This window comes from Chryseobacterium sp. RU37D (assembly GCF_900156075.1).
Lineage (GTDB): Bacteria > Bacteroidota > Bacteroidia > Flavobacteriales > Weeksellaceae > Chryseobacterium.
On record NZ_FTMM01000012.1, the window covers coordinates 13,256 to 34,229 of the forward strand.

A 20,974-nucleotide genomic window follows, 5' to 3' on the forward strand; every position below is an offset into this window, starting at 1 on the left:
GCAACTTATTACAAAAAAATGCCTTGAAGTGGTGACACACAACAAGGCGTATCAATAAATTTTAACTACACTAAAACTTATCGACATGGCAAATTTACAAAATTGTCTGGATATTGCAAGTATCTACGTATCTACTTACGCAAAGTACAACAATGGGAGCCTGTATGGCAAATGGCTTAATCTTTCTGATTATTCAGATTATGATGAGCTACTTACAGCAATGTATGAACTTCATTCTGATGAATCCGACCCTGAATTCATGCTACAAGATTATGAGGGGTGTGAACTGTTTGAAAAACTAGGATTGATTAGTGAGTGTCATATATCCAAAGATATCTACGACATTGCCGAGCAAATAAATGATTCAGAGTATAGTATTGAAGTTTATGAGGCTTTGCTGGACAACTTTTTAGATATGAGCTTTGAAAGTGCCTGTGAGTATGCAAACAATTTTTATTGTGGTGAATACGCAAACGATGTTGAGTTCGTGCAGGAGTTCTACGAAAATGACATATATTTCAAACTGCCTCATTTTGTTTGTATTGATTGGGAAGCAACAGCCCGTAACATCATGTATGATTATTTTGAATCGAACGGACATTATTTCCGTTGCTAAAATTATTAGTTTACTTATGTTTACTTTTAGACTTGACCTGTACCTTGACCTACTACAAAACAAAGCCACCTACGATTTTGTAAGTGGCTGATTTTCAACGTGGTCCCACCTGGGCTCGAACCAGGGACCACCTGATTATGAGTCAGGTGCTCTAACCAACTGAGCTATAGGACCTCAAAATTTGGCTAAATTTGTGACTGCAAAAATAGCAAAATTTATTTCACTACAAAATTTTTTCACTACTTTTCTTGACAAAGTTCTATGAGGATTCCGTTTGTATATTTTGGGTGAAGAAAGACAATTAATTTATTATCAGCACCTTCTTTCGGTTCTTCGGAAATAAACTGAAACCCTTCATTTTTTAATCTTTTTATTTCTTCAAAAATATTTTCCACAACAAAAGCCAGATGATGAATACCTTCTCCTTTTTTATCAATAAATTTTGAGATCGGGCTATCCTCCTTACTCGCTTCCAAAAGCTCAATTTTACTTTCTCCTGCAGCATAAAATGAAGTTACCACCCCTTCCCTTTCTACAGATTCTTTTTTATAAGATTCTTTTCCCAAAAGCTTTGTAAAAAGATTATCCGAAACACCCAGAGATTTTACCGCAATACCTATATGTTCTAATTTCATAAATAATTTAAATAAATTAAGTCGTAAATTTGATACAGAGACCAAATTTCAAAGTATCAATTCAAACAAAAGTACTAAATTTGCATAAATTATGGAAAGCAACAGACAAAGAAAAGTAGCACAGATTATACAGGAAGACTTTGCAGAGCTTTTCCGCAAACAGGCTGCGGAAAGCAAACAAAGCATTTTAGTGACTGTTTCAGATGTAAAGGTAACTGCAGATCTTGGTATTGCCAAAATTTATTTAAGCATATTCCCCCAGGAACATCGCCAGGCAATTATGAAAGAAATTGAGGAAAATAAAGCATTATACAGAAATTTCATTGGCCAGAAAATGGCAAAACAGGTCCGCGTAATTCCTAATCTGAACTTCTACCTGGATACTTCCCTTGATGATGTCGAAAAACTAGAAAGAGAACTAAGAGGCGAAGGAGACAATCCTATTTTATAAAACTTGAAAAACATTGCATTTTATATAGCTTCGAGATACCTTTTGGCCAAAAAAGGAAGTACTGCAGTTACGTTTATCACGTGGCTGGCCGTGGGTGCTATGATGGTTGCAGTTACAGCAATGTTCGTAATTATTTCTGTTTTTTCAGGGCTTGAAGATCTTAACAAGGATCTTATTTCTAATTTGCATGCTGATCTTACTATTAAAAGCACTTCAGGGAAAACATTAAAAAACTTTGATAACATAAATGCTATTCTCAAAAACAATAAAGAGATAAGTAATTTTTCAAGAGTTATTGAAGAAAAAGTTTACATCAATTATAATGGAAAAGGTGATATTGCCTATTTAAGAGGTGTTGATTCTGCTTATATCAAAGTAAATCCGATCCATAAAGATGTTTTCTACGGAACCTACCCCAGCTTCAAATACTCTAATGAGGTTTTGATGGAAAATTCGCTGAACAACAGATTATCTATTCCTGTACCCTCAAACAGAGATTATGCTACCATCTTTATGCCTAAACCTGGAACAGGTATTATCAATAAAGAAGAAGACATTTATAACAAAAGGGATATTCTCGTAACAGGAGTTTTCCCAGGGAAAGACCAGCTGGACAACTATATTATTTCCCCGATTGAACTAACCGAAGAACTGCTTAATTTGCCCAAACATTCAGCTTACCAAATTGTTATTAAATTAAAAAACACAGAAAATACAGATGCCGTGAAGCAGCAGCTGCTTTCTTCTTTTGGTAAAAATATTGAGATTAAGACAAAAGAAGAAGAAAACGCCGCTTTCTGGAAAATGATTAATACTGAAAAGCTATTTATTTATCTTATTTTTGCACTCGTTATTTTCATTACAACGTTCAATCTTGCGGGGGCTATTATTATTTTACAATTAGATAAAAAAGAGCAGGCCAGATCTTTAATCTCCCTTGGATTTCCTTTAAGTCACTTAAGACAAATTTATTTATATACTGGAATTCTTATCGTAGTTTCAGGAATTATCTCCGGCTTGATTTTAGGGACAGCACTTTGCTACTTCCAACAATACACAGAATTCTTTAAGGCCAACGAAACACTACCTTTCCCCGTGAAAATAGTCGGGAAAAATTATTTGATTGTTACACTGACAGCTTTAGTTTTTGGATCTCTCATTTCCTGGGTATTTTCTAAAATCAGTAAAGACTATATTACTAAAAATTAACACATTGTAATTTCATTTTTTTGTATATTTACCACCCAAATTTTTAAAATGAAACATACTTTACTTTCTTTCTTCCTGATATTCACCTTTATCAGCGCATTTGCCCAGATTCCTACAGGATACTACGACGGAACAGCAACCCTTAGTGGTGCTGCGTTAAAAACCAAACTTAAAGAAATTATTACGAATGGCCATGTCGATCATGGTTATAACGGTTTATGGTCTGGTTATCAAACTACAGATATTGATAAATTCTACGAAAATGACAATTCTGTTCTAGACATTTATTCTGAGAATCCTAACGGTATAGACCCTTACAACTATACTCCTGGCTCCAACCAATGCGGAAGCTATAACAGCGAAGGAGATTGTTACAACAGAGAGCATATCGTTCCTCAAAGCTTATTTAATGAGCAGCCCCCGATGGTGTCAGACATCCATTTTATTCGTCCTACAGACGGAAAAGTAAACGGTATAAGATCAAATTATCCTTATGGAAAAGTAGGCACAGCTTCTTTTACCTCTCAAAACGGATCAAAATTAGGAAATTCCGTTTCCCCGGGATATTCAGGAACCGTATTTGAACCTATTGATTCATTCAAAGGTGATGTCGCCAGAATGATTTTTTATTTCGTTACACGATACGAAACTCAGCTTTCAGGGTTTACAACAGGAAATATGCTAGGTGGATCTGCTTTTCCGGGACTTCAAAACTGGGAACTTAATCAGCTTTTAGCATGGAATACCTTAGACCCCGTTTCTCCTGCTGAAATTGAGAGAAATAATAAATCTTACGCTTTTCAGGGAAACAGAAACCCGTATATCGATCATCCTGAATTCGCAAACCAAATATGGGGAACTCCGACTGCAGACTCACAAGCCCCGACTGCTCCAACGAATTTGGTAACAAGTAACCCTTCTTCCAATTCAATTTTTTTAAACTGGACAGCCTCTACGGATGATGTAGGTGTTGCCGGATATGATATTTATAAAGATGGTGTTTTCTATGCAACCGTTTTAGGAACAACAGCTACTGTTTCAGGGTTAAACCCTTCTACAACATATAATTTTTATATAATTGCTAAAGATGCAGCCGGAAACTTTTCCACAGCCAGCAATACAGCACCGGGAACTACTCTTGCCGGCGGACAATCAAGCGGAACTTGTGGAACGGAAACCTTTGAAACAATTCCAAACGGTGGTAACGGATACGGGCTAAGAACTTGGACCAATGGAGGAATTACATGGAATGCTACTGACGCAAGGACAGATCAAACCATTAACAATAAAGCCATTACTCTAAGATCCGGAAATTTAACAAGCTCTTCGGCTTCAGCCGGTATCCAAAGCCTTACTCTGACAACTTCTTTAAAATTCGGAAGTGGCGCAGGAGTTTTAAATGTCGAAATAAATGGTGTTCAGATAGGTACGGTTCCTTACAGCTCTACAACAAATGAAATAATAACCACTACAATTAACAATATTAATGTAACCGGAAATGTAATTATCAAAATCATAAATCCTACGACAGGTACAAATGGGCCAAGAGTTGCAATCGATGATTTAAGCTGGACGTGCTATAGTGGAGCTCTATCAACCGCTGAAACAGCAAAAGAAAAATCTTTCAGCATCTATCCAAACCCTGTGAGAAATAACGAATTATTCGTAAAAGGAGAAAACTTAAGCAAAATATCAAAAGCGCAAATCTATGATCTTTCAGGAACATTGATCGAGACTATTGAAAATCCTTTCAAAAAATCAAATAAAATCAACCTTAAAGGTTTAACAAAAGGAAGTTATATACTTAAAACGGATACTTTCTCTACAAAATTTATAGTGGAGTAATCGTAAAAAAAACATTTTAAAGTAAAGATCGGTTTTGTCCGGTCTTTTTTTTATTTTTGATTATATGGATTCAAATAAAAAATTAGGTTTAATAGGAAGAAATATTTCTTATTCCTTCTCAAAAAAATACTTTGAAGACAAATTTCAAAAGCTGATGCTGAAAGATTATTCCTATACTATTTTTGATTTCAACGAAATCAATGAAGTGGAAAATTTGCTTACTACTCCTGATCTTTTAGGTTTTAATGTAACAATTCCTTACAAAGAAAAGATCATGAATTATCTCGATGATTTAAGTGACGAAGCGAGAAAAATCGGAGCCGTAAACTGCGTTTTAATAGAAAACGGAAAAAAAACAGGCTACAACACAGACGCTTTCGGTTTTGAAAAAACACTTCTTCTTCATAAAAAACCACATCAAGATTCTGCCCTGATTTTAGGAAACGGCGGTGCTGCAAAAGCTGTAAAATACATTTTGGATAAGCACAGAATTTTATCCATCACGGTTTCCCGGACTTCTGAAATTAATTTTGAAAACCTTGATGCAGAAACAGTTGAAAAACACAAGATTATTATCCAGTGTACTCCCGTCGGAACTTTCCCCAATGTGGAAGACTGCCTTGATTTTCCTTTCGAAGGGCTTTCTAAAGATCATTTGATTATTGATTTAATTTACAATCCAAATTACACACAATTCATCATCAAAGCTTCCGAAAAAGGCGCAAAAACTGTGAACGGATATTACATGCTGGAGCAACAGGCAGAAAAAGCCTGGGAAATTTGGAATTTTCAAAAAAAATAACATAAATTAGTACTTTAATTGGCTTTTTGCTATATTTAAAGGATATTAAATGCCACTCATAAAAGATTTGCTATGACTACAGAAAACAATCTTTCTGAAAACGAAGAAAAGAAAAATTCTAACGAAGTATCTCATCAAGAAACACCAGGAAATGCTGTTTCGCAGGAAAATGTGCATGAAGAGGATGTAGAGCAGGAAGAAGAACATGAAGATGTAGACATCTCCCTGGCCGATGCTTTGAAAGAAATGGAAAAAATTATCAATGCACATAATGCCGGTGAAAATTCCAAACAATTCAACTTACTTAAGGAAAAAGCAAGTCATTACATTCACGATGAAGTGGAAGATAAAAAACATGAATATATGGAAGCTGGAAATCCTCCTGAGAATTTCAGCTATGAGCATCCTTCGCAGGCAAGATTTTCTGCACTGGTAAATATCTTCAAAGAGAAATATGAAAACTATCAAAAAAGGCAGGAAGAAGAGCAGAAAAAAAATCTTGAGCATCGCCAGAATATTATAGAAAGGCTTAAAAATCTTTATACTAATTCCGAACCCGGAACCAATCTTTTCAAATCTATCCGTGAGATCAAGGAAGAATGGTCAAGCGCTGGGCAGGTTCCAAAATCTGAATTCAGAATTCTTAACAATAATTATTTCCATCACCTGAACCAATTTTATCAAATGCTGGATTTAAACAAAGAATTTCTGGAACAGGAATACAGCCACAATTTAGAAAAAAGACAACATATTATCGAGCGCGCAAAAGAGCTTGAAAACGAACCTGTAATCCAAAAAGCCTTAAATGAGTTGCAGTACCTCCATAAGCTTTGGAAAGAAGAAGCAGAACCGGTAGCAGAAGAATTCCGTGAGAAAACATGGGAAGAATTCAAAGAAATTTCCAACAAAATTCATGAAAGAAAATCTGAGCTTTCTGCTGCAATTGAAGCCGAACAAATAAGCAATCTTGAAAAGAAAAATCAGATCATCGCAGAAATCAAAAAGCTTTCTGAACCTTCCGAAACACCTAATCATAATTATTGGCAAAATGCCATCAGAAGAGTGGAAGATCTTCGTTCTGAATTCTTAAAAACAGGAAGTGTTCCCAGAAAATTGTCTAATCAAAACTGGAATGAATTCAAAACAACTTTAAGAGGTTTCAATACCACTAAAAATACATACTATAAGTCTTTAAAAGGCTCTCAGCAGGCAAATCTTGAAGAAAAACTAAAGCTGATCCAGACCGCAAAAGACAATCAAAATAATGAAGAATGGGATATTGCTGTTCCGCTTTTCAAAAAGCTTCAGGAAGACTGGAAAAAAATTGGACACGTGCCAAAGAGCATGACCAATAAAATCTGGGACGAATTCCGTGATGCCTGCAATGCTTTCTTCAACAATTACAGAGAAAAAAGCAATGCTTCTACAGATAACTGGAAGGAGAACTATAAAAATAAAAAAGTACTTCTTGATGAGCTGAAAACCGTTACCAACGAAGAAGGAAGCATCGAAAGAATCGAAGCGATTAAAACAGCATGGAACAATATCGGGAAAGTACCGAGAGATAAAATCTCCATTAATTCTGAGTTTAACAAAACGCTGAGAGAAAAATTAAAGCTCAACAAAATCAATGAACTGGAGCTGAAAGAAGAAGGCTTAACAGAAAATCAGCTGACTGATAAAGCAAGAAAAATCAAGAGCCAGATTTCTGATCTTGAAGCTGAGATTGTGAAACTGGAAAATAACCTGGCATTTTTCAAAAATCCTTCAAAGGATAATCCTTTATTAAAGGAAACCTTTGATTTGATAGACGAGAAAAAAGCTCATTTAGATACCTTAAAGCAAAATCTTCACAACATCATCGCTGGCGAATAAAATATTTTAAAATCTAAAAAGCGGAGCAAAGCAATTTGTCTTCGCTTTTTTCATACCTATGCAAGACGAATTTTATATCAAAAGATGCATCGAGCTGGCTCAAAAGGCCATCGGCAAAACCTATCCTAATCCGCTGGTGGGAAGCCTGATCGTTCATAACGGGAAAATCATCGGCGAAGGATACCATCACAAAGCAGGTGAAAATCACGCGGAGATCAATGCGATCAATTCGGTGAAAGATAAAAGCCTTATTCCGGAATCTACCATTTACGTTTCGCTGGAACCTTGTGCTCATTTTGGAAAAACTCCGCCATGCGCTTTAAAAATAAAAGAGCTGGGATTCAAAAAAGTGGTTATCGGTGCCATGGATTCTCACGATAAAGTAAACGGAAAAGGAAAAAAAATCATCCAGGACGCAGGAATAGAAGCCGTTTCCGGCATTTTAGAAAAAGAATGCATTGAGCTGAATAAAAGGTTTTTCACCTATCACGAAAAGAAAAGACCTTTTATCATCCTGAAATGGGCAGAATCGGGGGACGGATTTTTAGACAAAAATTTTAAGCCCACTCCTATTTCAAATTCTTTGGTAAATCAGCTTGTGCATCAATTGCGGGCCGATGAACACGCAATTTTGGTAGGAACACAAACAGCTCTAAATGATAATCCCGGCTTAACGGTAAGAAATATGCTGGGAATCAATCCTGTAAGAATTTTAATTGATTTTGATCTTAAAGTCCCACAGTATTTCAGAATTTATAATAATGAAGCTAAAACTTTAATTTTTAATACAATCAAGGAGGAAACAATTGATAACATTCAGTTTATTAGAATGGAAAAAGAAAATTTTCTTTCTAATTTAATGAACAATCTATACAAAGAACAGATCCAATCAGTCATTATCGAGGGCGGAAGGTTTACTTTGCAGGAATTCATCAATGCCGGTCTTTGGGATGAAGCCGTTGTAATCAAAAATAAAAATTTAAAGCTTGAGAACGGAACAAAAGCTCCAGAATTTAATAACAAACCTATTAAAGTTGAGACTTTTAGAGATAATTTGGTTGAATTTTACAACAAATAAACTTTGTCAAAGATTTTGAACTTTGACAAAGTGCCCGACCGGAAAAATTCTAAGACATTAATCAATGACGTTCGAATACAAAACCATAGAAAAGCCTGTAGAAAACACTTTATTAAAAGAAAAAGGGAGCAAATTCATCGGATTTGCCTTTCCTGTAAACAATGAAGAAGAGTTAAAAGCCGCCTTGGAAAAAATCTGGACCGAGCATCCTAAAGCTACACATCATTGCTATGCATTCAGAATAGGTTTGAATGGTGAAAACTACCGCGCTAATGATGACGGAGAACCTTCCGGAAGTGCAGGTTTGCCTATTTATAATCAACTTTTAGCGAATGAAATTACAAACGTTCTGGTCATTTCAGTTCGTTATTATGGAGGAACAAAGCTAGGCGTGTCCGGTTTGGTAAAAGCTTATAAAGAATCCGCAAAAATTACTTTGGAAGAGGCCAATATCATTGTAAAAGAACTGGAAACGGAAATGGAAATCCAGTTTAATTTTAATCAGCAGAACACCATTTTTACTCTTCTTTCAAAATACGATGCAAAAGTCCTGAATTTTGATGCTAACGAAAACTGTATCCTTACCGCATCTTTAAAGATTGCTCAAAAAGAAAGCATCTCAGAAAAGCTTTCCGAGATGCAATATGTTTCTTTTATATTTAAAGATTAATCCCTTCTTCCTCCCATCAGCAAAGATGCAAAATACAGAAGCTGTGCCAGAGAGCCGATAGCAGCTACCACATAAGTTCTTGCAGCCCATTTCAGGCTGTCCTGAACACCAACATATTCTTCTGATGTCACAGTTCCCGTGTCCTTCAGCCATTTCATCGCTCTGTTGCTGGCGTCATACTCTACAGGAAGTGTAATAAAGGCAAAAAGAGTCGTAACGGCAAACATTAAAACCCCTATTGCTAAAACCGTTGTATTGCCACTAGGGTCTTCAATCGTTCTTGTAGCTGCCATAATGGCAATCCCTGCAAAAATAACAAACTGCATTAAATTAGAGCTGATATTAACGACAGGAACCAATTTCGAACGCAACTGAAGCATCGAATATCCAACCGCATGTTGTACCGCATGACCACACTCGTGGGCTGCAACCGCCGCCGCTGCTGCATTTCTCTGCATATAAACACCTTCTGAAAGGTTCACCGTTTTATTTTCCGGATTATAATGATCGGTCAGCTGTCCGGGAACGGAAATCACCTGAACATCATTGATTCCGTTATCTCTCAACATTTTTTCTGCCACTTCTTTACCCGAAAGTCCGTTTCTAAGGTGGACTTTGGAATAATATTCAAATTTTGATTTCAATCTGGATGAAATCCACCAGCTTACCAACATTGAAATACCTATTATTATATAATAACCTCCCATTATCTTAATTTTATGTATATTTTTAACTAAAAATCATGTAAAAACTATGCCAAAGTTTTACATTTAAATTAATTATATTTGTTCTTTAATTACACTCATATCACTATGTCTAAAGTCTCTGTTATTGAAGTAAAAACACCTGCCGAATTAAAGCAGTTTGTAAAATTTCCAATGGATCTATATAAAGACAATCCTTACTATGTTCCGTCATTCATTAAAGACGAACTGAAAATTTGGAATGCCAAAGAAAATCCTGCGTTAAGCTATTCTGAAGCCAAACAATATCTTGCCTACAAAGACAATAAAATTGCCGGAAGAATTGCCGTGATCATCAATTATAAGGAGGAAAAAGAACTTGGTATCAAGAAGGTACGTTTCGGATGGATCGATTTTATTGATGATGAGGAAGTTTCCAAAGCGTTGATTCAAAAAGCAATACATTATGCCAAAGAAAAAAAAGTGGACAAAATCGAAGGACCAATGGGTTTTACCAATCTTGACAAAGCAGGAATGCTGACAATGGGCTTCGATAAACTGGCGACAATGATCGGGATCTATAATCATGAATATTATCCTAAACATCTTGAAGATCTTGGTTTAACGAAAGAAAAAGAATGGGTGGAGTTTGAAATGAATTTCCCTAAAGTGTTGCCGGAAAAAGTTGAAAAATTCAGTGGATTAATTGCTCAGAAATATAAACTTAAAGTTCTTCACTTCAAATCGAAAGAAGAAATCTTACCTTTTGTGGAGCCTATGTTTAAGCTATTGGATGAAACCTATAAACACCTTTCTACTTACACCCCGATTTCAGACGAGCAGATAAAAACATATAAAGAAAAATATTTCCCTTTAATTGACAAAAATTATGTGATCTGCGTAGTAGACGAAAATCAGCAATTGGTTTCTTTCGCTATTACAATGCCTTCATATTCAAAAGCTTTACAAAAATCAAAAGGAAAATTATTCCCATTCGGATGGTGGCATTTTCTACAGGCGAGTAAGAAGAATGACCGTGCCAATTTTTACCTTATCGGAATTCATCCTGAATATCAAAGACGTGGCGTTACAGCCATTATCTTCAAAGAAATTTTTGTACGCTTTACAAGCATGGGAATTAATTTTGCTGAGACCAATCCTGAATTGGAAGAAAATAAAAACGTACAGCTTCTTTGGCAAGATTATAATCCGATAAACCATAAAAGGAGAAGAACGTATTCGCTTAATATAAATAATTAACAGTGAGTGATTAAATTACCCATTTCAAAACCTCTGCTGTTATTTGCTTTAATCAGCTATAATCCACAAACCTTACCATTTTCATAATGAAACCACACCTTATTATTTTCGCCATTTTGATCATAGGATTTATTGTTTATAATTTATTTTTCAAGATAGAAGATGATAGAACAAATAGTATATTTAACATAATATACTCAAGTATATTATTCGGTTATATCTCTTTTATGGCTTTTTCTCTCCTTAAAAAAATGAAAAAATAAATACTATTTTTATTGATTCTAAATTATCAAATTTATCCATTTTCATACCACTTTTAAGCTGATTAATTTCATGCTTTCTTGTTTATTCTGTAAATTTGCAAATTGAGATAATAATGCAAAAATGAATTTACCTGAAAGTTATATTCCAATCCTATTACAAGCAGGTGTTGCGGTAGCATTCGTAGCCGTTTCTTTGCTTGGAGCGCATTTTTTAGGGCCAAAACAGAAAAAAGGAGATTCTGTGAAAAACCAAAGCTGGGAATGTGGTGTCCTGGTTGAAGGAAATGCAAGAACGCCGTTTTCCATCAAATACTTTTTGACAGCGGTATTATTCGTATTATTCGATATTGAAATCGTATTTTTTTATCCATATGCTGTAAACTTCAGAGAATTCGGAATGGAAGGATTCTTGGCAGTACTTACATTCGTGGCGATTTTCTTCATGGCATTTTTCTATGTCTGGAAACGTGGCGCATTAGATTGGGATAAATAAATTTTAACATTAAAAGATGAATCTTATTTAATCTAAGTTTTAAATTCAATTCGTCTTTAAATATTTATAAAAAAATGTCAGACAACAAACCAGTAATAAGAACAGATGCACCTGCTCCGGAAGGATTTGAAGGAGAAGGGTTTTTCGCAACGAAACTGAGCAGCGTAATCGGAATGGCAAGAAAGTTTTCACTTTGGCCGTTACCTTTTGCAACCTCTTGTTGTGGTATCGAGTTTATGGCTACCCTGAACCCGACATATGATGCTTCAAGATTTGGTATGGAAAGAAACTCTTTCTCACCAAGACAGGCAGATATGCTGATGGTTTGCGGAACTATATCTAAGAAATTAGGACCAGTCCTAAAAGAAGTTTACACTCAGATGGCAGAGCCGAAATGGGTGGTAGCAGTTGGAGCATGTGCTTCCAGCGGTGGTATTTTTGATACTTATTCTGTATTACAGGGTATAGATAAAATCATCCCAGTAGACGTTTACGTTCCGGGATGCCCTCCAAGACCGGAGCAGATTATCGAAGGAGTAATGCAGGTTCAGGCTCTTGCAGAAAGCGAAAGCATCAGAAGAAGAGATATGCCTGAATACCAAAAATTATTAGATTCTTACAACATAAGCAACTAACGGAAATGACAAACGAATTTGTATTAGAAGCAATCACAAGAGAATTTCCGGAGTCTATAATCGCGAGTTCAGAACCTTATGGAATGCTGACGATTGAGGTGAAGAAAGAAGATTTGAAAAAAATTGTTCATTATCTTAAAGATTCATCGCTTGAATTTAATTTCCTCACAGATATTTGTGGAATCCATTACCCTGAGTTTCCAGAGAAAGAAGTAGGCGTTGTTTACCATTTGCATAATATGATGTCTAATTTCAGATTGCGTCTGAAAATTTTTATGTCCAGAGAAAATATCGAGGTAGATTCTTTAGTAGAATTATATGCCGGAGCCAACTGGATGGAGAGAGAAACTTTTGATTTCTTCGGAATTAAATTTAAAGGACATCCTGATCTTAGAGCTATTTTAAATATGGAAGATCTTGGATACCACCCAATGTTGAAGGAATATCGTTTGGAGGACGGAACAAGAACCGACAAGAACGATAGCATGTTCGGAAGATAAAATATAATGCAATAAGCAGTAAGCAGTAAGCCATAAGCTTAAAGCCTAAAGCCTATCGCCTAAAGCATTTAAATTATGAAAGATAACTCATTATCTAATATACTAAACCAGTACGACAGTAAGGAGCAGATTGATGGTCAATTATACACCCTCAATTTAGGACCAACCCACCCTGCAACGCACGGGATTTTCCAGAATATCTTAACGATGGACGGGGAAAGAATCCTTCACGCCGAGCAAACAGTTGGATACATCCACAGAGCATTTGAAAAGATTTCTGAAAGAAGAAATTACTCTCAGATCACTACCCTTACCGATCGTATGAATTACTGTTCTGCACCGATCAACAATTTGGGTTGGCACATGACAGTTGAGAAGCTAATCGGAGTTAAAGTTCCTAAGCGTGTAGATTATATGCGTGTTATTTTAATGGAATTAGCAAGAATCGGTGACCACCTTATCTGTAATGGTGTAACCGGGATGGACTCCGGAGCAATTACTGGTCTTACATACATGTTCATCGAAAGAGAGCGTATTTATGATATGTACGAACAGATCTGCGGAGCGAGAATGACAACAAATATGGGAAGAATCGGAGGTTTTGAGAGAGATTTTACTCCAAAATTCCATGAGTTATTAAAGGATTTTCTTAAAACTTTCCCACCAAGATTCAAAGAATTCTGTACTTTATTAGAAAGAAACAGAATTTTCATGGACAGAACCATCGGAGCAGGAGCAATTTCTGCGGAGAGAGCATTAAGCTATGGCTTCACCGGTCCCAACTTACGTGCAACAGGTGTAGATTACGACGTAAGAGTTGCACAACCTTATTCTTCTTACGAGGATTTCGACTTTATTATTCCTGTGGGAACATCAGGAGATACTTACGACCGTTTCATGGTTCGTCAACAGGAAATCTGGGAATCCATTAAAATCATCAAACAAGCATACGAAAATCTTCCTGAAGGACCATTCCACGCGGATGTTCCTGATTTCTATCTTCCTGAAAAGGCCGATGTTTATCAAAAAATGGAAGCTTTGATTTACCATTTCAAAATTGTAATGGGAGAAACGGATGTGCCTAAAGGTGAAGTTTACCACGCTGTAGAAGGTGGAAACGGAGAATTAGGGTTCTATTTAGTGAGTGATGGTGGAAGAAGTCCTTACAGACTGCACTTCAGAAGACCATGTTTTATCTACTACCAGGCGTATCCTGAGATGATTACAGGTTCTGTAATTTCCGATGCGATCGTAACGATGTGTAGTATGAATATTATTGCGGGAGAATTAGACGCATAAAAAAAGAAGAAGTCAGACATCAGATTTTAGATGTAAGACTTTTTCCTTTATATATAAATTTAAAATCTGATGTCTGAAATCTGGCATCTGAAATCTTAGATAAAAAATGAGCGAAACAATAGCTTTTAAACCGGAAAGTTTAGCACAGGTACACAAAATTATCGCAAGATATCCTGAAGGAAGACAAAAATCGGCTCTTCTTCCTGTACTGCATTTGGCACAGAAAGAATTCGGAGGATGGTTAGACGTTCCTGTTATGGATTATGTTGCGGGATTATTGAGTATTAAGCCAATTGAAGTATATGAAGTTGCAACTTTCTATACGATGTTCAATATGAAGCCGGTTGGTAAATATGTTTTGGAAGTTTGCAGAACGGGACCTTGTATGGTTTGCGGAAGCGAAAAAATCCTTGACCATATCAGAACTAAACTGAACATTAAAGACGGACAAACTACGGAAGACGGGATGTTCACATTAAAACCCGCTGAATGTCTTGGTGCTTGTGGATATGCTCCAATGATGCAGTTAGGAAAATTCTTTCACGAAAATTTAACGATAGAAAAAGTTGACGAAATCCTTGATCTTTGCAGAGAAGGACAGGTTGATTTGGGCTAAATAAATTTTAAACTAATTAAAAAAAGGCGCAAAAGCTGTCACACTGAGCTTGTCGAAGTGTAGAAGCCATTCGCCAAAAGCATACTAAAATGAGTAAAAAACTTTTACTTAAAGACGCACATATAGAAGGTATCCGCTACTTGGAAACATACCGTAAACAGGGAGGTTACACAGCAGCTGAAAAGGCCTTGAAAATGACACCGGACGAAATTCTTGAAGAAGTAAAGGTTTCAGGACTTCGTGGACGTGGTGGAGCTGGATTCCCAACCGGGATGAAATGGAGCTTTTTGGCAAAACCGGAAGGCGTTCCAAGACACTTGGTTGTAAATGCCGATGAATCTGAACCGGGAACTTTCAAAGACAGATATCTGATGGAGTTTCTTCCTCATTTATTGATCGAAGGAATGTTGATTTCATCTTACTGTTTAGGCTCAAACGTTTCTTATATCTACATCCGTGGAGAATATTCTTGGATTCCTGATATTTTAGAAGAGGCGATTGAAGAAGCTAAAGCAGCAGGATTTTTAGGTAAAAATATTTTAGGAACAGGTTTCGATTGCGAAATTTATGTTCAAAGAGGTGGTGGAGCATATATCTGCGGTGAAGAAACTGCATTGCTTGAATCTCTTGAAGGTAAAAGAGGAAATCCGAGACTAAAACCGCCATTCCCCGCTGTAAAAGGACTTTGGGAAAGACCAACGGTAGTAAATAACGTTGAATCTATCGCGGCAGTAGTTCCAATCATTGATATTACAGGAGCTGAATATGCTAAAATCGGAGTTGGAAGATCTACAGGTACGAAATTGATTTCTGCTTGTGGAAACATTAACAAACCGGGAGTTTATGAAATTGACATGACAATCACTGTTGAAGAATTCATTTACTCAGAAGAATATTGCGGTGGAATTAAAGACGGAAAAAGATTAAAAGCTTGTATCCCTGGAGGAAGTTCTGTTCCGATTGTTCCTGCTAATTTATTATTAAAAACCGTAAACGGAGAACCAAGATATATGAACTACGAATCATTAGCAGATGGTGGTTTTGCTACCGGAACAATGATGGGTTCAGGAGGTTTCATCGTGTTGGATGAAGATCAGTGTATCGTAGAACATACCATGACTTTAGCGAGATTTTATAATCACGAAAGTTGCGGACAATGTACTCCTTGCCGTGAAGGAACGGGTTGGATGTACAAGATTTTAAAGAAAATCGAGAAAGGAGAAGGAAAAATGGAAGATATCGATCTACTTTGGGATATCCAGAGAAAAATCGAAGGAAACACGATTTGTCCATTGGGTGATGCAGCAGCTTGGCCTGTTGCAGCAGCTATTCGTCACTTCAGAGATGAGTTCGAATGGCACATCAAAAATCCTGAGTTATCACAAACTCAAAACTACGGATTGGCACATTATGCAGATCCAATCCCTACTGTTGAAAAGAATGCTTAATTAAAAGATGAAAAAATTATTAGTTGCCGGCATATTGATGTCGGGGATTGCCTTTGGACAAGTAAAAAAAGATACATTAGAGAAGGAATATAAACTAGAAGAGGCTTCTTACAAAACCAAAAAAAAGGAAAAGCCTTTACCATTAAGTAAAAAAGGTCAGATGTTCGTTTTCTTTGGATGGAACAGAGCTGCGTTCAGTAACTCTGATATTCATTTCACAGGAAATGGTTATGACTTTCAGCTAAATAACGTATCTGCACAGGACAGGCCTACCAAGTTTGGTATTGTTTATATCAATCCTGGATGGTTTACAGTGGTTCAGTACAATTTCAGAGCAGGGTATTTTATTAAAGATAATTTAGCCCTTGTTTTGGGGATAGACCACATGAAATATGTGATGGATCAGAATCAGACGGTTAATTTTTCAGGTACAATTTCAGATCCGAAATATGCTGCGATGGTACATAATGGTCAGGTAGATTTATCAGACGAGCAGTTTCTTACTTTTGAGCATACAGACGGATTGAATTATGAAAACATAGGTTTAGAAAAATACAAAAACCTTATTCATAAGAAAAATATAGATTTAGTATGGTCTTATGGGGCAGGTCTTGGAGTAATGTTCCCAAAAAGTAATGTAAAACTTTTTGGAAATGAAAGAAGCGACCGCTTTCACGTAGCAGGTATGGGAGCTGATGTAAGATCCAGCCTTAATCTTGTCTTCTGGAAAAACTGGATGATAAGAGCAGAAGCAAAAGCCGGATATATCAATATGTGGGATATCAAAACTACATTAAATAATAAGCCGGACAAAGCACAACAGGATTTTGTTTTTGGACAAATCCTTGCCGGGATCGGATATACATTCAATACTAAGAAATATAAATAACAAAGCCTATTGCTTAAAGCATACAATATGAGCGAAGAAGTTAAAAAATTCAAAATAACTATAGACGGACAGACTACCGAAGTTTTGCCTGGAACTTCTATTTTGGAAGCTGCAAGACAAATCGGTGGAAAATCTGTACCTCCTGCAATGTGCTATTACAGCAAATTGGAAACCAGTGGAGGTAGATGTAGAACTTGTCTTGTAGAAGTTTCTAAGGGGTCGGAAGCAGATCCTCGTCCTATGCCAAAATTGGTTGCAAGCTGCAGAACCAACGTAATGGATGGTATGGAAGTAAAAAATCTTACTTCTGATAAAGCTCAGGAAGGTAGAAAAGCTGTAACTGAGTTTTTGTTGGTTAATCACCCGTTAGACTGCCCTATTTGTGACCAAGCCGGAGAATGTCACCTTCAGGATCTTGGATATGAGCATGGTGTGGAAAACACAAGAACTGAGTTTGAAAGAAATACTTATGAAGCGGACGATCTTGGTCCTCACATCAAATTAAACATGAACCGTTGTATTCTGTGCGCAAGATGTGTATTGGCTGCAAACCAGTTAACAGGAGAAAGAGAACACGGAATTTTGTTCAGAGGAGATCACGCTGAAATTTCTACTTATTTAAATAAAGCTCTAGACAATGATTTCATCGGAAACGTAATCGACGTTTGTCCGGTTGGAGCATTAACAGACAGAACAGCCCGCTTTGCAAGCAGAGTTTGGTTTACAAAGCCAATGAATGCTACTTGCAAATGTGATAAATGTTCAGGAAAAGCAACAGTATGGATGAAAGGTGATGAAATCGTAAGAGTTACTGCAAGAAAAGATCAGTGGGGTGAAGTGGAAGAATTCATTTGTGATACTTGCCGTTTCGAAAGAAAAGAACTTTCTGACTGGAACATCGAAGGTCCTAGACACATCGACAGGCATTCTGTTATTTCATTGAATCATTACGAAAAACCTAAGGATGAGCTAAGAGTATTGGACAATCCTATGGCGAAAGAAATCAGTGAAAAAGACGAAAAATAATTAATTAAAGACAATTAGATCTTAGACACTAGACATCAGACTTTTATCTTATATCTAGCATCTGACATCTCATATCTAAAAATCTTTACAAATAAAAATGGATTTACTTACATTTAAACTTATACTTGTACTAGCGCTTTTCCTGCTTTCGTTAACGATTGCGGCCTACTCTACTTGGGCAGAAAGAAAAGTTGCCTCTATCATGCAGGATAGAATTGGTCCCAACAGAGCTGGACCTTTCGGATTGTTGCAGCCTCTTGCTGACGGTGGAAAGTTCTTCTTTAAAGAAGATTTTACACCTGCCAATGCAGAAAAATTCCTTTTCGTATTGGGACCGGCTTTGGTAATGTTTATTTCATTAATCACGGGAGCGGTTATTCCTTGGGGTAAAAGTTTAAATATTGCAGGTACTTCTTATGATCTTCAGGTGGCTAACATCGATGTTGGTGTACTTTTCATCATCGGAATGGCTTCAATTGGTGTTTACGGAATCATGATCGGAGGTTGGGCTTCAAACAACAAATATTCATTATTAGGTGCAATCCGTGCTTCTTCTCAGATGATTTCTTACGAATTGGCAATGGGATTGGCTTTGCTTTCTATCATTATGATGACGGGAAGTTTAGATTTAAAAGAAATTACGGCAAGTCAGACCAACGGAAAACTTTGGGGATTAATTCCTTGGGTTTCAGGTCTTAACTGGAATATTTTCTATCAGCCGATTGCTTTCCTTGTTTTCTTTGTAGCAGCTTTAGCAGAAACAAACAGACACCCTTTCGATTTACCTGAGTGTGAATCTGAATTGGTAACAGGATATTCTACAGAATACTCATCCATGAAATTAGGTTTATACATGTTCGGTGAATACGTGAATATGTTTATTTCCAATGCGATCATGGTCGTTCTTTTCTTCGGTGGTTACAATTATCCTGGAATTGAGTGGGTAACTCAAAACTGGGGTGAAAACACTGCAGGGATCTTGAGTATCGTAGCATTTTTAACTAAAACGGTAATTGGAATTTTGATCTTCATGTGGATCAGATGGACGCTTCCAAGATTTAGATATGACCAACTAATGCATTTAGGTTGGAAAACTTTAATTCCAATGGCATTGGTAAACTTATTAATTACGGGTGCTGTGATTTTAGCATTTGGAAATTAATTATTTTATCTAAACCTTATAGGTTTTAAAAATCTATAAGGTTTGTGTATTAATAGAATATTAAAAATTAAGATAACAGGCAAGATTAGTCTAAAATCTAATGTCTAACATCTAACATCTATAATTAAATGAAACTTACGAACAGATCAAAAGTTGTTTCTAATAAAGAAATGACCCTTGCTGAAAAAATCTACTTACCTGCGATTATTACAGGAATGGGGATTACATTTAAGCATGCTGTAAGAACCGTATTGAAAGGTGCTCCCGCAGTATATTCGTATCCGGAAGTACAGAAACCGAGAGCAGATATCTGGAGAGGTCAGCACGTTTTGAAAAGAGACGAAGAAGGCAGAGAAAGATGTACAGCTTGCGGACTTTGTGCGGTTGCATGTCCTGCAGAAGCAATTACAATGACTGCTGCTGAAAGAACTAAGGAAGAAAGAGATCTTTACAGAGAAGAAAAATACGCATCGGTATATGAAATCAATATGCTGAGATGTATTTTCTGCGGTATGTGTGAAGAAGCTTGTCCGAAATCTGCAATCTATCTTACAGACAGATTGGTAGACGTGGAAACCAACAGAGGTTCTTTCATCTATGGGAAAGATAAATTGGTTGAAAAAATAAATCAAAGGATTGATATCACTGAAAGACAATCCGAGAAACAAAAAAATGCGGTAAAATAATGGATCAGTTTTTATTTTTCTTGGTGGCGTTTTTAGCAGTGGCGAGTGCGGTGTATTTCGTATTTGCCAGAAATCCTTTATATGCTATTTTGTCATTAATTGTTACGATGTTTTCTATTGCGGGTATGTACATCCTTCTGAATGCACAATTCCTTGCGATTATCCAGATTATTGTATACGCCGGAGCGATCATGGTATTATTCCTTTATATCCTGATGATGCTAAATCTTAATAAACAAGACGAAAGTAAGAAGAACAATACTTTAAAATTTATTGGAGTTTTTACGGCAGGTCTTTTATTAACGGGAATTTTGGGCGTATTCAGAGGTGTTCAGCAAAACCACGTTGTTGTTGAAAATGTAGACAAAGGCGTTGGTCTTACTAAAAATCTGGGTAGACTTTTGTTTAATGAATATGTTTTACCGTTTGAGCTTGCATCCATCCTTATTTTGGCAGGTATTGTAGGTGCGGTATTAATCGGTAAAAAAGATTTATAAAATTATGGGAGAAGTAAATACATTTATACAAAGCATCCCTCTGAATTATTTCATCATTCTTTCTTCTGTATTATTCAGTTTAGGAGTGTTGGGCGTATTGTTGAGAAAAAATGCTATTGTTATTTTGGGTTGTGTTGAGCTTATGCTAAATTCTACGAACCTTTTATTGGCTGCATTTTCTGCGTACAAAGGTAACGGAGACGGACAACTTTTAGTTTTCTTCATTATGGTGGTTGCTGCTGCGGAAGTGGCGGTTGGTTTGGCAATTATTGCTATGCTATATAGAAATACCCGTTCTGTTGATGTAAGTATATTTAATAAATTAAGAGGATAAGA

At 36.4% G+C, this 20,974-nt stretch carries 23 protein-coding genes and 1 tRNA gene; 21 read left to right on the forward strand and 3 right to left on the reverse strand.

Features of this window, described 5'->3' with window-relative positions:
• Positions 1 to 85: 85 nt before the first annotated feature.
• Complete coding sequence (locus tag BW926_RS07600; protein WP_076445822.1) at positions 86 to 616, forward strand: antirestriction protein ArdA; 531 nt, start codon at positions 86 to 88, stop codon at positions 614 to 616.
• A gap of 100 nt (positions 617 to 716) precedes the next feature.
• Here the strand turns inward: BW926_RS07600 and BW926_RS07605 are convergent.
• Together BW926_RS07605 and mce are read right to left on the reverse strand one after the other, a co-directional pair.
• Positions 717 to 790: transfer RNA gene (locus BW926_RS07605), tRNA-Ile, on the reverse strand.
• Between the two features lie 65 nt (positions 791 to 855).
• Positions 856 to 1,251, reverse strand: coding sequence for a methylmalonyl-CoA epimerase (mce, locus tag BW926_RS07610; RefSeq protein ID WP_076445824.1), 396 nt, complete (start codon positions 1,249 to 1,251; stop codon positions 856 to 858).
• 91 nt (positions 1,252 to 1,342) lie between these two features.
• Here mce and rbfA point away from each other — a divergent pair, with 91 nt between their 5' ends.
• The 7 genes from rbfA (at position 1,343) to BW926_RS07645 (ending at position 9,181) form a co-directional block, all read left to right on the forward strand.
• Positions 1,343 to 1,702 (forward strand): 30S ribosome-binding factor RbfA, encoded by a 360-nt coding sequence (gene rbfA, locus BW926_RS07615; RefSeq protein ID WP_076445826.1) that lies wholly within the window; start codon positions 1,343 to 1,345, stop codon positions 1,700 to 1,702.
• A 3-nt stretch (positions 1,703 to 1,705) separates the two neighbouring features.
• Positions 1,706 to 2,911, forward strand: coding sequence for an ABC transporter permease (locus BW926_RS07620; RefSeq protein ID WP_076445828.1), 1,206 nt, complete (start codon positions 1,706 to 1,708; stop codon positions 2,909 to 2,911).
• 48 nt (positions 2,912 to 2,959) lie between these two features.
• Positions 2,960 to 4,756, forward strand: a complete 1,797-nt coding sequence (locus BW926_RS07625; RefSeq protein ID WP_076445830.1) for an endonuclease — start codon at positions 2,960 to 2,962, stop codon at positions 4,754 to 4,756.
• A gap of 64 nt (positions 4,757 to 4,820) precedes the next feature.
• Positions 4,821 to 5,558 (forward strand): shikimate dehydrogenase family protein, encoded by a 738-nt coding sequence (locus tag BW926_RS07630; protein ID WP_076445832.1) that lies wholly within the window; start codon positions 4,821 to 4,823, stop codon positions 5,556 to 5,558.
• A gap of 72 nt (positions 5,559 to 5,630) precedes the next feature.
• Complete coding sequence (locus BW926_RS07635) at positions 5,631 to 7,433, forward strand: DUF349 domain-containing protein (RefSeq protein ID WP_076445835.1); 1,803 nt, start codon at positions 5,631 to 5,633, stop codon at positions 7,431 to 7,433.
• 58 nt (positions 7,434 to 7,491) lie between these two features.
• Positions 7,492 to 8,511, forward strand: a complete 1,020-nt coding sequence (gene ribD, locus BW926_RS07640) for a bifunctional diaminohydroxyphosphoribosylaminopyrimidine deaminase/5-amino-6-(5-phosphoribosylamino)uracil reductase RibD (protein WP_076445838.1) — start codon at positions 7,492 to 7,494, stop codon at positions 8,509 to 8,511.
• 64 nt (positions 8,512 to 8,575) lie between these two features.
• Positions 8,576 to 9,181 (forward strand): IMPACT family protein, encoded by a 606-nt coding sequence (locus tag BW926_RS07645; protein WP_076445841.1) that lies wholly within the window; start codon positions 8,576 to 8,578, stop codon positions 9,179 to 9,181.
• On the opposite strand, the gene BW926_RS07650 is transcribed toward BW926_RS07645, so the two are convergent.
• The gene (locus BW926_RS07650; protein WP_076445843.1) at positions 9,178 to 9,888 is read right to left on the reverse strand and encodes a zinc metallopeptidase; all 711 of its coding nucleotides are present in this window, start codon (positions 9,886 to 9,888) and stop codon (positions 9,178 to 9,180) included. The genes BW926_RS07645 and BW926_RS07650 overlap by 4 nt on opposite strands.
• Positions 9,889 to 9,993: 105 nt before the next feature.
• Here BW926_RS07650 and BW926_RS07655 point away from each other — a divergent pair, with 105 nt between their 5' ends.
• The 13 genes from BW926_RS07655 to nuoK all read left to right on the forward strand — a co-directional run bounded on the left by BW926_RS07655 (position 9,994) and on the right by nuoK (position 20,972).
• Positions 9,994 to 11,124, forward strand: coding sequence for a GNAT family N-acetyltransferase (locus tag BW926_RS07655; RefSeq protein ID WP_076445845.1), 1,131 nt, complete (start codon positions 9,994 to 9,996; stop codon positions 11,122 to 11,124).
• Positions 11,125 to 11,508: 384 nt separating this feature from the next.
• Complete coding sequence (locus BW926_RS07660) at positions 11,509 to 11,880, forward strand: NADH-quinone oxidoreductase subunit A (RefSeq protein ID WP_076445847.1); 372 nt, start codon at positions 11,509 to 11,511, stop codon at positions 11,878 to 11,880.
• A 74-nt stretch (positions 11,881 to 11,954) separates the two neighbouring features.
• The gene (locus BW926_RS07665; RefSeq protein ID WP_047397471.1) at positions 11,955 to 12,515 is read left to right on the forward strand and encodes an NADH-quinone oxidoreductase subunit B; all 561 of its coding nucleotides are present in this window, start codon (positions 11,955 to 11,957) and stop codon (positions 12,513 to 12,515) included.
• Between the two features lie 5 nt (positions 12,516 to 12,520).
• Positions 12,521 to 13,015, forward strand: a complete 495-nt coding sequence (locus BW926_RS07670; protein WP_076445849.1) for an NADH-quinone oxidoreductase subunit C — start codon at positions 12,521 to 12,523, stop codon at positions 13,013 to 13,015.
• A gap of 75 nt (positions 13,016 to 13,090) precedes the next feature.
• Entirely contained in the window at positions 13,091 to 14,314 is a 1,224-nt protein-coding gene (gene nuoD / locus BW926_RS07675) for an NADH dehydrogenase (quinone) subunit D (protein WP_076445851.1), read from the forward strand.
• 106 nt (positions 14,315 to 14,420) lie between these two features.
• Positions 14,421 to 14,930, forward strand: coding sequence for an NADH-quinone oxidoreductase subunit NuoE family protein (nuoE, locus tag BW926_RS07680; RefSeq protein WP_076445853.1), 510 nt, complete (start codon positions 14,421 to 14,423; stop codon positions 14,928 to 14,930).
• 89 nt (positions 14,931 to 15,019) lie between these two features.
• The gene (nuoF, locus tag BW926_RS07685; protein ID WP_076445855.1) at positions 15,020 to 16,378 is read left to right on the forward strand and encodes an NADH-quinone oxidoreductase subunit NuoF; all 1,359 of its coding nucleotides are present in this window, start codon (positions 15,020 to 15,022) and stop codon (positions 16,376 to 16,378) included.
• 7 nt (positions 16,379 to 16,385) lie between these two features.
• Positions 16,386 to 17,267: a hypothetical protein gene (locus tag BW926_RS07690; RefSeq protein WP_076445857.1), complete on the forward strand. Its 882-nt coding sequence runs from the start codon at positions 16,386 to 16,388 to the stop codon at positions 17,265 to 17,267.
• 27 nt (positions 17,268 to 17,294) lie between these two features.
• The gene (locus tag BW926_RS07695) at positions 17,295 to 18,293 is read left to right on the forward strand and encodes an NADH-quinone oxidoreductase subunit G (RefSeq protein ID WP_076445859.1); all 999 of its coding nucleotides are present in this window, start codon (positions 17,295 to 17,297) and stop codon (positions 18,291 to 18,293) included.
• A gap of 97 nt (positions 18,294 to 18,390) precedes the next feature.
• Positions 18,391 to 19,455, forward strand: coding sequence for an NADH-quinone oxidoreductase subunit NuoH (gene nuoH / locus BW926_RS07700; protein WP_076445862.1), 1,065 nt, complete (start codon positions 18,391 to 18,393; stop codon positions 19,453 to 19,455).
• Between the two features lie 128 nt (positions 19,456 to 19,583).
• Positions 19,584 to 20,141: a NuoI/complex I 23 kDa subunit family protein gene (locus tag BW926_RS07705; RefSeq protein ID WP_076445865.1), complete on the forward strand. Its 558-nt coding sequence runs from the start codon at positions 19,584 to 19,586 to the stop codon at positions 20,139 to 20,141.
• Positions 20,141 to 20,638 carry an NADH-quinone oxidoreductase subunit J family protein gene (locus BW926_RS07710; protein WP_072957421.1) on the forward strand — a complete coding sequence of 166 codons (498 nt, stop codon included), beginning with the start codon at positions 20,141 to 20,143 and terminating at the stop codon, positions 20,636 to 20,638. The genes BW926_RS07705 and BW926_RS07710 overlap by 1 nt, the downstream gene beginning before the upstream one ends.
• A 4-nt stretch (positions 20,639 to 20,642) precedes the next feature.
• Positions 20,643 to 20,972 (forward strand): NADH-quinone oxidoreductase subunit NuoK, encoded by a 330-nt coding sequence (nuoK, locus tag BW926_RS07715; RefSeq protein ID WP_062652978.1) that lies wholly within the window; start codon positions 20,643 to 20,645, stop codon positions 20,970 to 20,972.
• The last annotated feature ends 2 nt before the right edge of the window (positions 20,973 to 20,974 follow it).

Bases quoted from the DNA above. Each gene is read 5' to 3' on its own strand.
- nuoF (WP_076445855.1), top strand. From the start codon at position 15,020: ATGAGTAAAAAACTTTTACTTAAAGACGCACATATAGAAGGTATCCGC.
- BW926_RS07635 (WP_076445835.1), top strand. From the start codon at position 5,631: ATGACTACAGAAAACAATCTTTCTGAAAACGAAGAAAAGAAAAATTCT.
- BW926_RS07645 (WP_076445841.1), top strand. From the start codon at position 8,576: ATGACGTTCGAATACAAAACCATAGAAAAGCCTGTAGAAAACACTTTA.
- BW926_RS07655 (WP_076445845.1), top strand. From the start codon at position 9,994: ATGTCTAAAGTCTCTGTTATTGAAGTAAAAACACCTGCCGAATTAAAG.
- BW926_RS07650 (WP_076445843.1), bottom strand. From the start codon at position 9,888: ATGGGAGGTTATTATATAATAATAGGTATTTCAATGTTGGTAAGCTGG.
- BW926_RS07690 (WP_076445857.1), top strand. From the start codon at position 16,386: ATGAAAAAATTATTAGTTGCCGGCATATTGATGTCGGGGATTGCCTTT.
- nuoK (WP_062652978.1), top strand. From the start codon at position 20,643: ATGGGAGAAGTAAATACATTTATACAAAGCATCCCTCTGAATTATTTC.
- BW926_RS07660 (WP_076445847.1), top strand. From the start codon at position 11,509: ATGAATTTACCTGAAAGTTATATTCCAATCCTATTACAAGCAGGTGTT.
- nuoH (WP_076445862.1), top strand. From the start codon at position 18,391: ATGGATTTACTTACATTTAAACTTATACTTGTACTAGCGCTTTTCCTG.
- BW926_RS07630 (WP_076445832.1), top strand. From the start codon at position 4,821: ATGGATTCAAATAAAAAATTAGGTTTAATAGGAAGAAATATTTCTTAT.
- BW926_RS07695 (WP_076445859.1), top strand. From the start codon at position 17,295: ATGAGCGAAGAAGTTAAAAAATTCAAAATAACTATAGACGGACAGACT.
- BW926_RS07705 (WP_076445865.1), top strand. From the start codon at position 19,584: ATGAAACTTACGAACAGATCAAAAGTTGTTTCTAATAAAGAAATGACC.
- BW926_RS07625 (WP_076445830.1), top strand. From the start codon at position 2,960: ATGAAACATACTTTACTTTCTTTCTTCCTGATATTCACCTTTATCAGC.
- nuoD (WP_076445851.1), top strand. From the start codon at position 13,091: ATGAAAGATAACTCATTATCTAATATACTAAACCAGTACGACAGTAAG.
- ribD (WP_076445838.1), top strand. From the start codon at position 7,492: ATGCAAGACGAATTTTATATCAAAAGATGCATCGAGCTGGCTCAAAAG.
- BW926_RS07710 (WP_072957421.1), top strand. From the start codon at position 20,141: ATGGATCAGTTTTTATTTTTCTTGGTGGCGTTTTTAGCAGTGGCGAGT.
- BW926_RS07665 (WP_047397471.1), top strand. From the start codon at position 11,955: ATGTCAGACAACAAACCAGTAATAAGAACAGATGCACCTGCTCCGGAA.
- nuoE (WP_076445853.1), top strand. From the start codon at position 14,421: ATGAGCGAAACAATAGCTTTTAAACCGGAAAGTTTAGCACAGGTACAC.
- BW926_RS07600 (WP_076445822.1), top strand. From the start codon at position 86: ATGGCAAATTTACAAAATTGTCTGGATATTGCAAGTATCTACGTATCT.
- rbfA (WP_076445826.1), top strand. From the start codon at position 1,343: ATGGAAAGCAACAGACAAAGAAAAGTAGCACAGATTATACAGGAAGAC.
- mce (WP_076445824.1), bottom strand. From the start codon at position 1,251: ATGAAATTAGAACATATAGGTATTGCGGTAAAATCTCTGGGTGTTTCG.
- BW926_RS07670 (WP_076445849.1), top strand. From the start codon at position 12,521: ATGACAAACGAATTTGTATTAGAAGCAATCACAAGAGAATTTCCGGAG.